This is a genomic window from Pseudomonas mosselii (genome assembly GCF_003205295.1).
Taxonomy (GTDB): Bacteria; Pseudomonadota; Gammaproteobacteria; order Pseudomonadales; family Pseudomonadaceae; genus Aquipseudomonas; species Aquipseudomonas mosselii_B.
Window position 1 is genome coordinate 195,332 of the sequence record NZ_QJRP01000001.1, and the last position, 11,484, is coordinate 206,815.

The window sequence follows — 11,484 nt, forward strand, 5'->3', positions numbered from 1 at the left end:
GCCGGTATAGTTTGTCTTCTACAGGAGGATGGGTCGAATGGATATTTGCTTTGCAATTACTGATGCTGACTTTGGACTGACGAAAGATGTGTTTGGGTTGGCGTTCTCTGGAATTGCTGCGGTTGCAGGACTACTTGCGGCCTGCGCCGCAATACGGGGTGTCAATACTTGGAGAAAACAATTGCGTGGCCAAGCGGATTATCAGCTTGCTGAAGAGATGTTGATTGCAATCTACAAATATCAAGAGCTCTTGGAAGTGTCGTGGCAGGTAGCTGAACATGCAGTTCATAAGATTGAGAGTGACGGTTGGATGGGGGGCGAGGACAATGGGCTTCCAGAAAGCTACTTCACTCATTGGCTGTGCGAAATGAAAAAAGTACGATCAGAGTTTGATCTAACGGCTACAAAATGCGCTGCACTTTGGCGTGGGAATTTTAAGGGTGGATTTAAGTGGTTGCATCACTTTGAGTATTACTGCTCTAACGCTATAAGTACATGTGTTGAGTTGTATGATGGGTCTGGATACAAACCTGAGAAAGAATATGAGGCTGATCGTGTGTCTGCGAGCTGGCTTGCTCTTGGGAATAAAATTAATTCGATTGATAAGGATCCAAATTCTTACCTTGCAAGACTTTTCCTTCCTCTGGTCACTGATTTGGACGAAAAACGTAATGTTAGGAATTAAGGTTGACTGATTGCCCGATCTTACAATCAAGGCTGGTTTTTGGATACTCGTATCCGCCGGTTTAAGCCCATCCCCAGCTAGAGTTGAGCGCCGGTTTGAGTATTTTTTGAGGCATGACGATTCCTTGGCCGCCATATCGCGGCAGTGAATAGAGGGGAGAGGGGGTACAGCTGGGTGGAGTACAAATGTGCTCTTTCCGATTTAACGACCAGCACGGTGTGCTGGCCGCCCAGACCGTCGAGCACTACCGCTAGCGCATCGTCAGCTTCGAGCGCCAAACAACTGCTTGGAGCAAGCCATGAAGCGAACAACCGAAGTGATCCACCTGGCGACTGCTGTCGTTTTTCTGATCGATGCTCTTGTGCGTGCTGGCCGGCTAGGCGCTGGCGGATAGGGCTTTGATCCGGGGAACGAGATCAGCAGGCAGATCGAAATCGGCGCCGGACCAGTGCCGCTTCTCGATCTCAGTCAGCAGCACATCCCGCTCGGCAAGCTGGGCGCGCAGGCCTGATATCACCTGCATCTGTTCATCGGCCACGGCTTTCCAGCGGACGTTAGGATCGGCGTGCTGGTAAAGCGGAACGCTGTAGTCGCTTGTATCCCAGCCTTGTCGATCGCTTAACGCTTTCATCTTGGCGTGGGTGGCACTCAGGCCATTTTCGGTCATATACCACGCCGGCTCGCCCTGGTGCTGCTCGACTGGCTGGGCCAGAAGGGCGCGTAGCTTCTGCGGGATATCGACCCATGCAGCAGCTGAAACGGCCGACACGTCATCAGCCAATAGGTCATCGATTGCATCGGCAGCCATTTGGGTCAGCTCACGCGGCACGCTGACCATCTCTGTGTTGCTGGATCGGTTTTCTGTGGGCATAGGGATACCTCGCGGTTATAGTGCGGCCAAATTTCCAAGGAGGGCGAAATGTCCATTTGCTTTGCGATCACGGATGCGGACTGGGCACTTACGAAGGATGTGTTCAGCATCATTAGCACAGTCGTTAGCGCGATAGGTGTGGGGTTGGGAGCCTGGGTCGGATTCTCTGGTCTTGCGACATGGCGCAGACAGAACAAAGGTACTTCAGATCATGACCTGTCCCGGCGGCTGCTGATTGACCTGTATAGGCTTCGCGATGGGATTAGCCATGTTAGAAATCCAGTAATTTTGAGCGGTGAAGGGGGAGCACAGGAGCAGGATAAGAACCTTACCTTTAACCAAAGGAACTACAGAGATACTGCCAAGGCCTATCAAAATCGATTTTCTCTGATTGATGAGGTGCGAGCGAGGCTGAATGCCGCTCTGTTGGAAAGCGAGGCTTTATGGGGCGAGGAGGCAAAGTCTCTATTCCACTCCATATTTAAGCTTCAGCATGAGCTCTGGAATAATGTGCGAACTTACTTGGTTACAATTAATCCGGATGAAAAGGATGATATAGTCCAGTCTTATGAGCGGATCCTGAAAAAGCGTCGAGACGTTCTGTACGAATCTCCGCTTGATGAGGGAGATGCCTTTAAAAACGAACTCGATACCGCTTTAGTCCGAGTCGAAGAATATCTTCGCCCAAAGCTCATCACGTGATCCGCTCGCATAGCCCATATGCCGATGAGCACTGTTGGCTGCTGTCGGCTTGAGCGATGAGGTCGATCATGTCGAACTGGCGCCCGCTGTGGCTGGTGTTCGCCCATTCGACCATGCGGTCGATGCCGTGGGTGGAGGCGCTAACCTTGTCGTCAGTCCTCGCGGTGGGATCTGTCACTGTGGCGAAGAAGGTCGCAGCGCCTCGTTTGCTGGCGATGTTGAAATCGGCCATCGCGTAGTCGTTGCGCGCAGGCGCCACCCGCGCCGGGGTGGCGTGATTCCTTGAAGTGGGGTATTGGTATACTACTCCGAGTGGAGTGGAGCTAAGGATTCTTGATGCTTACAACTTTGTTGACTAAAATTGCTAATTTTGTGGGGTGGCGACGTCGCCCAGAGGGTGCCTCAGCGTACGACCTATCTTGATAGAGGGCTCTGCGTAGATATATTGGGCTTGAATTTTTATAGATTCTTAGTATATTGCAATTTTAGATTTAGGGGTTTTGCAGTGGAGACTGATAAGGTTGTTGCTTCTGATGAAAGAGTTTCGTCAAAGTATGAAGCATTGCTAAAGGCTGCGGGTTTCGAAATTGTACATGTGTGGGAGGAGGTTATCTATTTTAAGCTGATTAGTTATGTTTACGCACTTCGTTTTGATGCCGGCTCAATGGAGTACATTTCTTTCAATCTTGGTGCTTCTATTGATCCGGAAAAGAGTAGGGATGTTTCTCGTCGATACGAGCTGGTGCAGTTTGTGAACTCGAACTATAAGTATGTTAAGTGTACATTTGATTTCGACGAAGATGGCGGTGATAGCATACAGTTTGCCTGTGATTTGATGTTTGTGAAAGATAGTGATTTTACGCGATGCGTTCACACCACTGTCCGCTCTTTAGATAATGCATATATCTCTGTGAGTGCCAAATATCCTGAACTGGTCTGAGTGAATGATGGGCAAGGAACGCGGTGATAAAGTACTCTCAACAGCCGATGCGTGCGCCGGATTTGTAGGTGCTGTATTCTTGTTTTTTATTCAAAAGCTTCCAGATGGTAGTGATGCAAAACAGCTTTTGCTTTATTCAATGACTGTGGTGGCACTTGCTGCTAATAATTTTCTCGCGATCATCTTCGCTTGGGGGCAGCGAAAATGGGAGCGGCACACGCTTAAAACACAGCATAGCGATTTGGAAGTTGGGCTGGCTGAATATTCTAAAAAGGAAAATCCAGATCCAGAAGTTATGGAGGGCTATAATGCGGCTTTGAAGAAAACGCAAATGGCTTTGTTGCATAATATTACATCTCGAGCAGATGAGGTTGTCACCTCCTCCGCTGGCTTGAAGAAAAGCCCTTCAAAAAACAAAATGAATAACAAGGCGAAAGTAAATGGCGTAGATGCTTAAAATTAGGGGTGCATGTGCGAGGATTGTCTAAGTTTGCAATGGCTCCTTGCGAGCCGTTGTGTGGTATTCAAGTTTGGCGCACTCTGGTCTGCTTGAAGTGTCCCAATTGAGCCGCACCTGATAGCCTCTGGGCACAAAGTTAACCACGGCTGCTTGGTTCGCCGTGATCAGAGCTCTACAGATTCGCTCCGTTGTGCAATTTGCGCTTCCTCATTGGCTGGGCGCGTGCCTGTCTTGCTTGCTGCCCCGGCCTCCATTGCATCGACGAAGCGCAGGGCTGTGCGGTAGCTGTAGGCGAACCCCTGCACAGCGCCGGTGGCGATCTCGACCACATCCCAGGTGCCGCCATGGCCTGAGGCCTGGTAGCGGGGACTTCCTTTCTCAGCCTTTGCGCGGGCTTCGTCTCGAACCGCCTGACTGCGTTCGAGCAGTGCCGCGAGCACGGCGAGATTCGCCTCGAAGGCGGGATGCATTGCTGTTTGCATGGAGCGTTCCTCGTGGGGAATCAGGCGTTGTATTCGAAGGCCTCGGCCTTGCGCACAATGCGAATCTGAGTAGTGCGCCGCTCTGGCGCCCTGCGGTCGCGGCGCAGTGGATCGCCGTCATCGATGACCGCATGCATAGCGATCAGGCCGGCGAGGGCGATGCACAGCGGGCTGATGATCTGCCGACGCATGGCTTCGGCTACTGCTGCGGCACGGCGGGCAACGCCGAGTTTGAACATTGCGTTCTCGATGCGGTTGGCGACTGTGCCCGGGGTGATCTGCATCTGCTGGGCTATCTGTTTGGCGGTCATGCCCTGGGCGACGCCAAGCAGCGCCTCCAGCTCGCGGGGAGCCAGCCCTTTGCCAAGGTGGCCTGTCCATGTGCCGCAGGTAATCGTTTCCATGAGTTATCTCGGTAGAGCGCCTTCTAGGGCTTTGCGCAGCTCAAGAACCAGCGCAGTCGGCAGGGTGAGGTGTCCGCTGTCCTCGTCAATGGAGTCCAGCGATGCAATCAAATTGCATGAGGCGGTGTGCACGGCCACGAGCCTGGGTTTCGGAATAGTCGGGCCTTTCATCGTGCCCGCCGTGACTTTCTTCTTTCCTTTGGCCTGAGCTTTTTCCAGCTCGGCGCCTAGCACTTTGCCGGCACGGTCTCCGTGCTCGCGGACAACCTGGGCAGCTGTCGTCGCCGATACATGTCCCGCTGCTACGAGGTTCTGCACGTCGGTGTTTGCATTGCCTACGGTAAGCACCTGCTCGACATGCTGCCGTGTCTTGCCGACCTTCTTGGCTATCTGCTCGGGCGTCCATCCGAAAGCTCTCAATCGCTTGTAGCCCTCGGCCAGCTCAAGAGGGGAAAGCTTTTCGTTTTCCTGGCTGGTGATGATCCGCGCTACTCGATCCGCATCACGTGCGCCGGACGCTGGCCTGTCATATATGCCAAATCCATAGCGTCCTTCAGTTCGCCCACCGCCTTCACACATACCGCGCTCCAGATCGCGTCGTTCGCATAGAAGTCCCGCGGCACCTCCTTGTTCTTGTGCGCGCCTGGGCTCGGGTTTTCGTCGGTAGTGAGCCCCGATTGAAGTTGACGCCGGAACCGTTGCCGCCCAGGGCTGTGGTGGTGGATGGGGCCCTATACGCCCAGCTTGACCCTGCGCATGTTCGAAGAGTTACCGCCATTTCCGACGAAGGCGATCGGGGGCTGACCGCGCTCCAGGCTTGTCGGGCCTAAGTGCGCGAGGTCACAAAGTAATCGCGCGGCGAGCCGGGAGGATGCGTCAACATCCAGCGCGGCCCGCCGAACAAGAAGGCCTTTTCTGCACCCAGCTGTGACCGCCGTCTTGTGCGCAGTGCGCGACAGGATGCCACCATCGACGTATGGAGCGACGCAATTGGCCGGCTTCCTTGATGAGCTATTGCCTTCCATATTGTGCTACAGATTTGTATCATTCCCGCGCACAGGATGTTCCGGATGGCCCAGGTCTTAATATGAAAGTTCCGCTGTATGCTTTAACATCTCTTCGTTTTTTTGCTGCGCTTATGGTTTTTCTCAGTCATTTGGACTTTTTTGAGAATAGTGATTCAGCATTTTTGGTTGATTTTTTTGGCTCGGTCATGAAGGAGGGCTACATAGGCGTCACGTTCTTCTTCGTGCTGTCTGGCTTTATCCTGTCGTACGCGTGCCAAGGGCGTGAAGTATTGCGGGGTGGGTACCTTGATTTTTTGATTTCTCGTATTTCCAGAATATATCCGCTCCACTTTATTACCTTTATCGCTGTGATTCCGTTCGCGGTAATGGCAACCTTGAAACGTGGTGAGACGTGGGATTTTATTGTCGGGCTCTTTGCCAATATCACGCTGACGCAAGCTTTTTTTTCAAGTGGTGATATTTATTTTTCTTTCAATGCGCCAGCTTGGAGTCTGTCGGTTGAGCTGTTTTTCTATGCGGTTTTTCCAGTGCTCCTGGTAATGACTACTCGGGCCTTGCTGTTGTCGGTGGTTGCCGTAATTTTGCTCAAGGCTCTGCTGGCGAGCTACGGACTCGCTAATAACGGACATTTCCTACTCTACATTTTCCCGCCGCTCAGACTTGCCGATTTCATGGTGGGGATCTTGCTGTTCAGATGTTTCAGTGCCAGGTGTGACATTTCAGATCTGAGCGCCACTTTACTTCAGGCTGGTTCAATTGCGGGGCTGGCGGTTGCTTGTGTGCTCGCCCCGTATGTACCTCAAGGTTATCGTTATGATGTCTATTATTTACTGCCCATGGCGGCTATTGTTCTGTCCTTCGCGTACAATAATGGACTGGCTGCAAGGCTGCTAAGTTTTCCTCTGTTGATTCTCTTGGGTGAGGCAAGTTTTGCATTCTATCTGGTGCATCAGCGTGTTATTCAAGTTGGTCAGATGGTGAGGGCGAAATTTGGGCTGCTCGGCTTTGCCTACTGGGATATTGTCTTCTCAGTGGGGTGTTTCTTCGTTGCCTTGGTTGTCAGTGTACTTTTGTACAGGTACTTCGAGATTTCGGCAAAAAAATGGACGGTTAGTAAACTCACGGCAATAAGTTCAGTTCTCCGGAATAGGGGCGGCGCGGTCAGTTCCTGATGATGGCCTGTTCTTGGATCCGTATTGAGTTGTTTGAGTAGCTGCTTAGCGTGGCGAGCTCTGCCTCAGACGGCATGGCTCTCCACGTCGGGTGCTTAGCGAGCGGTGCGGGTCTTGAATAGGACCGGTAGGTGTTTCGGCGACAATATTTCTTAGGTGTACGTTCCCTTTCCTTGGAGTGCCAGATTCAGTCCGCTTCGATTTTCTTCATGTTGCTCCCCTGCATAGACGCATCTGTTCAGTCCACAATGAAGAGTTTGGCCCCGGTAGGCGTTGATGACCGGTGTGCTTCAGCGTTGTCCCCCACTTGATAGCTCATGCCCGGCTGCAGGGTGAAAGTCCGACCATCCTCCAGCTCGGTGTCCAGCCGACCTTCCAGGCAGAACAGAATATGACCCTTCCGGCACCAATGATCGGCTACATATCCTGGGGTGTACTCAACCCATCGAGCCCGAACGTCCCCAAACAGACAGGTACGCCAATACGCCGTACCGTTTTCGCCCGGATAAGCGACAGGATCGATCTTTGACCAGTCCGTGGTACCAAACGGGATTGCTGTCAGCTCCATGACAACCTCGCAGAAACAGTGAGGCCTGAACCGTACCGATGAAATCGCTCTGCCGATAGGCACAGACCGCTGGGAATTTGGACATACAGACAGTCCAGCGAACCTGCCTCAGGGGCCAAGCTGCTTCAAGACCGCCGCCACAATCGCTTCCGGCCTGTCTTCCTGCATCAAGTGGCCCGAGTTCTCTACGCGCACGCAGGGCTGTCGGGAGATAAGCCCAGCAAGACGCTCCCCTTGGGAATAGGGAATCCAGGCGTCCTCCGAGCCCCAAAGCACCGATACGGGGCAATCCAGCTTCCCGTAGAGCGGTTCGATTTCGTCGGTGTAGCGCTGATCCATCTGTGCGATTTGCCTGTAGAAGGCCGCCTGGCCAATCGGCCCCAGCCATGGAGCGCTGTAGGCTTGCAGGGCTTCGTCACTGAGGGGATTGGCCGCTGCGGTTTGCAGATAGGCTGCCAGCAGCGCTCGGTGCATGTAGTCGGGCATCCCGGCAAAGGCGGCCTCATGTTGACGGACATGCTGAACGAAAGGAGAGCCCCAGGGTGCCAGGGCCACGGCATCGAAAATGGTGAGGGACGCATAGCGCAGACCGTTCAGGTAGTAGGCGCGCAGCGCTGTCGCGCCTCCAAAGTCATGGGCCAGGGCGTCAGGGCGCTCGATGCCCCATTCCTCGAAAAGCGCAGCCATGACGTTGTTCTGCATCGCCAATGAAACGTCCTGGCCTTCCCTCATTTCAGACAGGCCATAGCCAACCAGGTCGAAGTAATACACGGTTCTGCGGTCAGTGAGATGAGGTATGACACGCCGCCATACCTGCGAAGAGAAGGGGGTGCCATGGATGGCGACCAGCGGCGCGCCTGTTCCCATTTTTCCCCATCTGACGGTGTTGCCTTCGATGCTCGATGCGTAGGGTAGATCCAACATGGCTCACCTCACATTGTCATTTAGCTAAATGACTATATGATGCAGGCATGGACAGATCAATACAGATGAAAGCGATGAGCAGTGAGGTCCGCATGGCGATCCTTCGCCTGCTCGCAGCGCCTCGTGACCACTTCGCTGAACAATGGTCGGCAGACCCCGTCGAGTTCGGCGTCTGCATGACCCTTATCGCAAGTGCGCTGGGTATCGCCCAGCCAACAGCGAGCCGGCACCTTGAGATTCTCAAGCAGGCGAGGTTTATCTCGGTTTCAAAGCAGCAAAAATGGTCGTACTGCAAGCGTAACGATGCCGAGATTCTCGAGTACCTGGAGTGGCTCAGGATTGAGTTGTCGCCGGGTGGATGTGTCTAGCAATTTTGGTTCGCTGGTGCCTAGCAGCACCGCAGGCGATCCGCTTCACCGCAAACCAAACAAGGAGAGTGAGTGCCAATGGGCAAAAGGTTGGAAAAGGTCCGAGAGTGGCTCACGCCACGCAGACGCATCTGGGCAGGCGTAGGTCTGTTAGCCGCGTTTTTTTTGATTCCGGCAGTCAGTTCAGGAACGACGGTGGATTGGCTGATAGGGCCAGCAGCCGTTTTCCTCATAGGCGGCCTCATGCCCGAGGCGACCAGGAGACAATGAGGCGCTGACGGACAGTGCAGCGAGTCGAAGGAGGGCAGCAGGCATTTTTCGCCGCTGCCCTGTCTGTCGTTGCTTACCGCGAGGCTTGCCAGCATCACTGCGCTTATCACGGACTTGGCCGTCCTTGTTGCGAGAGCATGGTTGTTCACTACCGCCAGGTGTGGAGCTTTATGGCCTTTCCCGAATCAAGGAAGCGATAGCGGCAGATGCAAAAGAGGGAAGGGTTGGGCGACCACCATTTGGGCTTGAGGACCAGCCCTTTCAAGGTGTTGAGAATGGGCGTTCGACTTGGGCTTGCCGGGGTCGCTTTGCGACCCTTTCGCGACACAAGGCCGCTCCTACAGGTGACCGCGCCATCCTGTAGGAGCGGCCTTGTGTCGCGAAAGGGCTGCAAAGCAGCCCCGGCAATCTTGAATTGAAGTGGCCATCTCCTAGCCGGCCGGGGGGTGATGCTCAAACCTCCGGAACCCCTTCCTCCCAAACCGCCCAATTCTTCAGAATCTCCTGTACCAGCGGATTGGCAGTCCGATAGAGATTCTCCAGCGCCGGAACAAAACCGCCCTGGTCGGCATACTCGAGCAGGTTCTCAACCTCGCTGCCCCCCGGCTCAGGCCGATCAAAATCAGACCCCGCCCGCACCACCGCCACCCGCTGCACATCCACCAACCCTTCACGACTGGCCCGCAGCAGCGCTTCATAGGTGGAGTTATCTTCCTGCTGGGTCGTGCAGTACTCCCCCTCGTTATCCGTCAGCAACCGAGTCCAGACCTCGGCCCGCTCACTCAAGCGCGTCCCGGAAAACCAGGTGTTGCCCGCCACGGTGTCGCACCGGGTCACCACCGGCGGCTGGTTGGCCGGCGCCATCGGGTACTTGAGCCGCCAGGCCGTCGATTCCTTGCTTTCGCTCAGGCTCACCCCGCGTGACAGGGCATAGGCCTTGGCCTGCAGCTTCGGATTGAGCTCGAAGACCTCGGTCTTGTAGTCCAGCGGCGGCTTCTCGTTCGGCCCCTTGGTGTTGATCCCCAGGTAGCCCGTCGGCCAGTCCTTGGGCGCATCCCGCGAGTCCAGCTCCCACTGGGTGCCGAACTCCACCAGGTAATGGGCCCAGGCGGTGGTGCCGAGGGTCCCGTGCTTCGGGCTGATCCCGGCAATCCCCGCGACCAGGAAGTAGCTCTTGCGCAAGTCGAACTTCGGCGACAGCGCCAGTGCCAGGGTCGAGGCCGCAGCGTTGGTCTGGCCCATGCCGGTCACCAGCAGGCAGACGTCCTGGCTGTTGCAACGTATCACCGGATACTCCGCCGACAGGCCCGGTACACGCACCTCCTGCTTCAGTTCCAGGCGCTCGATCCAGTGCTGGGCCTCGGGGGCGAACATGGTGATGAGCATCACCTTGGGCCTGATAGGCGGCGCAGCCGTCTCGCCGGCTTGGGCCGTCGAGGTGAGCAGGATGCCGCAGGCCAGGCCCGCGGCGAGGGAAAGACGGTGCATCGGGTGCATGCGAGCCTCCATGGCGCAAGTGATCAGAACTGGTACCCAACCCCGGCGTAATACCCCCAGCCATCGGAGCGGCCGCGGAAATCCCCATCACCGAAATTCAGCTGGCTGCCATCCTGCCAGTTGCCGCCATTGTGGAAATGGCGGCCCACCAAGGTGAAGCGCAGGTGGGTAAAGGCGTACAGCAACACGTTGGTAGATACCGTGGCATTGGCCGTGCGGTTGGGGTTGTCCTTGTGCAGGTCCGAGCCGAAATCGAAGTTGGTGAAGCCGATGTAGGTCAGCGAGGCGCCGTTGTCGAACTTGCCGAGGGGCACGATGTACTTGAGCTGGGCCCGGTAGCCGTCCCACGAGTACTCGTTGCTGGCGCCATAGTTTTCCCATTGGTAGCGGCCATAGAAGTTGGCCGACAGGTTGACCCGCGACTGGGTATCGATGTCGGTGCCCAGGCCGCTGTACAGGGTGTTGGCGCGGTTGGCGCTGTTGCTGCCGTGGTCGTAGATCCAGTCGAAGGCCACATACCACTCCTTGAACGGGCCGACGGCCAGGCTGCGGCCGGCCAGGTAGTCGATGGAGATCCGCGGCTCGTGTTCCATGAACAGCGGCGAGCCGTGGTCCCACGCGCCCTTGTCATGGCTGTTGCCGATGTCGAGGATCTTCGGGATGTCGATGTAGCCGTACAGCTCGAACGGCCCCTTGCGGCCGAAGTACTCGTATTCGAGGTAGATATCGTCGACAGGGCGGGGGCCGAAACTGATGTCCTTGGTGCCGATCAGGGTGAAGTTCTGGTTGTACCAGTCCGACAGGTAGGGCCCCGATTTGGCCGGTGCGGCGGCCGGACTCAAGGTCTCGCCCTGGGCCGACTCGCTGGGGGGATTGTCTTGGGCGTGGGTGGTGACGCTGAGTAGTCCCGTAACAGCGCCCAGTAGCAGTTTGGCAGCCAGGGAGGCGCGGGCCGTTGCGCAGAAAGACGGTCGGTGCATTGAAAATCCTTGTTCATGCGGGGGTAAGCCCCTGGGGGCTGCGATGTGTCGAGAGTTGCGGCGATTGTTCGTTCAATGGCTCTGAGCAAACGTTTGCATAGTCTGTACCAAATCACCCAAGGTCGTTGAAATA

General features: G+C 55.5%; 15 protein-coding genes and 1 pseudogene. 6 read left to right on the forward strand and 10 right to left on the reverse strand.

Annotation, left to right across the window (positions count from 1 at the left end; translation table 11 throughout):
* Nucleotides 1-37 precede the first annotated feature (37 nt).
* Nucleotides 38-685 (forward strand): hypothetical protein, encoded by a 648-nt coding sequence (locus DMX06_RS26050; RefSeq protein WP_146232176.1) that lies wholly within the window; start codon nt 38-40, stop codon nt 683-685.
* A gap of 376 nt (nt 686-1,061) precedes the next feature.
* Here the strand turns inward: DMX06_RS26050 and DMX06_RS01005 are convergent, their stop codons facing one another.
* Nucleotides 1,062-1,556 (reverse strand): hypothetical protein, encoded by a 495-nt coding sequence (locus tag DMX06_RS01005; RefSeq protein WP_146232177.1) that lies wholly within the window; start codon nt 1,554-1,556, stop codon nt 1,062-1,064.
* A 48-nt stretch (nt 1,557-1,604) separates the two neighbouring features.
* On the opposite strand from DMX06_RS01005, the gene DMX06_RS01010 reads away from it, so the two are divergent.
* Entirely contained in the window at nt 1,605-2,258 is a 654-nt protein-coding gene (locus tag DMX06_RS01010) for a hypothetical protein (RefSeq protein ID WP_110733694.1), read from the forward strand.
* Here DMX06_RS01010 and DMX06_RS01015 read toward each other — a convergent pair.
* The gene (locus DMX06_RS01015) at nt 2,251-2,490 is read right to left on the reverse strand and encodes a phosphoadenosine phosphosulfate reductase (RefSeq protein ID WP_110734040.1); all 240 of its coding nucleotides are present in this window, start codon (nt 2,488-2,490) and stop codon (nt 2,251-2,253) included. The genes DMX06_RS01010 and DMX06_RS01015 overlap by 8 nt on opposite strands.
* A 273-nt stretch (nt 2,491-2,763) precedes the next feature.
* Here DMX06_RS01015 and DMX06_RS26055 point away from each other — a divergent pair, with 273 nt between their 5' ends.
* Together DMX06_RS26055 and DMX06_RS26060 are read left to right on the forward strand one after the other, a co-directional pair.
* Entirely contained in the window at nt 2,764-3,198 is a 435-nt protein-coding gene (locus DMX06_RS26055; RefSeq protein ID WP_146232178.1) for a hypothetical protein, read from the forward strand.
* A 4-nt stretch (nt 3,199-3,202) separates the two neighbouring features.
* Complete coding sequence (locus tag DMX06_RS26060) at nt 3,203-3,655, forward strand: hypothetical protein (protein WP_146232179.1); 453 nt, start codon at nt 3,203-3,205, stop codon at nt 3,653-3,655.
* Between the two features lie 167 nt (nt 3,656-3,822).
* On the opposite strand, the gene DMX06_RS01020 is transcribed toward DMX06_RS26060, so the two are convergent.
* The 4 genes and pseudogenes from DMX06_RS01020 to DMX06_RS26495 all read right to left on the reverse strand — a co-directional run.
* Nucleotides 3,823-4,140: a hypothetical protein gene (locus DMX06_RS01020; RefSeq protein ID WP_110733696.1), complete on the reverse strand. Its 318-nt coding sequence runs from the start codon at nt 4,138-4,140 to the stop codon at nt 3,823-3,825.
* A gap of 20 nt (nt 4,141-4,160) precedes the next feature.
* Nucleotides 4,161-4,544, reverse strand: coding sequence for a helix-turn-helix domain-containing protein (locus DMX06_RS01025; protein WP_110733699.1), 384 nt, complete (start codon nt 4,542-4,544; stop codon nt 4,161-4,163).
* A 3-nt stretch (nt 4,545-4,547) separates the two neighbouring features.
* Nucleotides 4,548-5,123, reverse strand: a complete 576-nt coding sequence (locus DMX06_RS01030; RefSeq protein ID WP_258378784.1) for a ParB/RepB/Spo0J family partition protein — start codon at nt 5,121-5,123, stop codon at nt 4,548-4,550.
* Nucleotides 5,045-5,218 (reverse strand): annotated as a pseudogene (locus tag DMX06_RS26495) (integrase); the annotation flags it as partial. The gene DMX06_RS01030 and the pseudogene DMX06_RS26495, both read right to left, overlap by 79 nt.
* Before the next feature lie 413 nt (nt 5,219-5,631).
* Between DMX06_RS26495 and DMX06_RS01045 the strand changes: the two are divergent.
* Complete coding sequence (locus DMX06_RS01045; RefSeq protein ID WP_181427761.1) at nt 5,632-6,744, forward strand: acyltransferase family protein; 1,113 nt, start codon at nt 5,632-5,634, stop codon at nt 6,742-6,744.
* 238 nt (nt 6,745-6,982) lie between these two features.
* On the opposite strand, the gene DMX06_RS01050 is transcribed toward DMX06_RS01045, so the two are convergent.
* Together DMX06_RS01050 and DMX06_RS01055 are read right to left on the reverse strand one after the other, a co-directional pair.
* Complete coding sequence (locus tag DMX06_RS01050) at nt 6,983-7,312, reverse strand: DHCW motif cupin fold protein (RefSeq protein WP_110733704.1); 330 nt, start codon at nt 7,310-7,312, stop codon at nt 6,983-6,985.
* A gap of 108 nt (nt 7,313-7,420) precedes the next feature.
* Nucleotides 7,421-8,236, reverse strand: a complete 816-nt coding sequence (locus DMX06_RS01055; RefSeq protein ID WP_110733706.1) for an alpha/beta fold hydrolase — start codon at nt 8,234-8,236, stop codon at nt 7,421-7,423.
* A 65-nt stretch (nt 8,237-8,301) separates the two neighbouring features.
* Here DMX06_RS01055 and DMX06_RS01060 point away from each other — a divergent pair, with 65 nt between their 5' ends.
* Complete coding sequence (locus tag DMX06_RS01060; protein WP_196590202.1) at nt 8,302-8,604, forward strand: ArsR/SmtB family transcription factor; 303 nt, start codon at nt 8,302-8,304, stop codon at nt 8,602-8,604.
* Between the two features lie 723 nt (nt 8,605-9,327).
* Here DMX06_RS01060 and DMX06_RS01070 read toward each other — a convergent pair.
* Both DMX06_RS01070 and DMX06_RS01075 read right to left on the reverse strand, forming a co-directional pair.
* Nucleotides 9,328-10,371 (reverse strand): purine-nucleoside phosphorylase, encoded by a 1,044-nt coding sequence (locus DMX06_RS01070; protein ID WP_110733711.1) that lies wholly within the window; start codon nt 10,369-10,371, stop codon nt 9,328-9,330.
* 23 nt (nt 10,372-10,394) lie between these two features.
* Nucleotides 10,395-11,351 (reverse strand): nucleoside-specific channel-forming protein Tsx, encoded by a 957-nt coding sequence (locus DMX06_RS01075; RefSeq protein ID WP_110733714.1) that lies wholly within the window; start codon nt 11,349-11,351, stop codon nt 10,395-10,397.
* Nucleotides 11,352-11,484: the final 133 nt, after the last annotated feature.

Excerpts from the sequence above, each read along its gene's own strand:
- DMX06_RS01075 (WP_110733714.1), bottom strand. The coding sequence starts at position 11,351 with ATGCACCGACCGTCTTTCTGCGCAACGGCCCGCGCCTCCCTGGCTGCC.
- DMX06_RS01045 (WP_181427761.1), top strand. The coding sequence starts at position 5,632 with ATGAAAGTTCCGCTGTATGCTTTAACATCTCTTCGTTTTTTTGCTGCG.
- DMX06_RS01005 (WP_146232177.1), bottom strand. The coding sequence starts at position 1,556 with ATGCCCACAGAAAACCGATCCAGCAACACAGAGATGGTCAGCGTGCCG.
- DMX06_RS01020 (WP_110733696.1), bottom strand. The coding sequence starts at position 4,140 with ATGCAAACAGCAATGCATCCCGCCTTCGAGGCGAATCTCGCCGTGCTC.
- DMX06_RS01060 (WP_196590202.1), top strand. The coding sequence starts at position 8,302 with ATGAAAGCGATGAGCAGTGAGGTCCGCATGGCGATCCTTCGCCTGCTC.
- DMX06_RS26060 (WP_146232179.1), top strand. The coding sequence starts at position 3,203 with ATGATGGGCAAGGAACGCGGTGATAAAGTACTCTCAACAGCCGATGCG.
- DMX06_RS01010 (WP_110733694.1), top strand. The coding sequence starts at position 1,605 with ATGTCCATTTGCTTTGCGATCACGGATGCGGACTGGGCACTTACGAAG.
- DMX06_RS26050 (WP_146232176.1), top strand. The coding sequence starts at position 38 with ATGGATATTTGCTTTGCAATTACTGATGCTGACTTTGGACTGACGAAA.
- DMX06_RS01070 (WP_110733711.1), bottom strand. The coding sequence starts at position 10,371 with ATGCACCCGATGCACCGTCTTTCCCTCGCCGCGGGCCTGGCCTGCGGC.
- DMX06_RS01015 (WP_110734040.1), bottom strand. The coding sequence starts at position 2,490 with ATGGCCGATTTCAACATCGCCAGCAAACGAGGCGCTGCGACCTTCTTC.
- DMX06_RS01050 (WP_110733704.1), bottom strand. The coding sequence starts at position 7,312 with ATGGAGCTGACAGCAATCCCGTTTGGTACCACGGACTGGTCAAAGATC.
- DMX06_RS01055 (WP_110733706.1), bottom strand. The coding sequence starts at position 8,236 with ATGTTGGATCTACCCTACGCATCGAGCATCGAAGGCAACACCGTCAGA.
- DMX06_RS01025 (WP_110733699.1), bottom strand. The coding sequence starts at position 4,544 with ATGGAAACGATTACCTGCGGCACATGGACAGGCCACCTTGGCAAAGGG.
- DMX06_RS01030 (WP_258378784.1), bottom strand. The coding sequence starts at position 5,123 with ATGTGTGAAGGCGGTGGGCGAACTGAAGGACGCTATGGATTTGGCATA.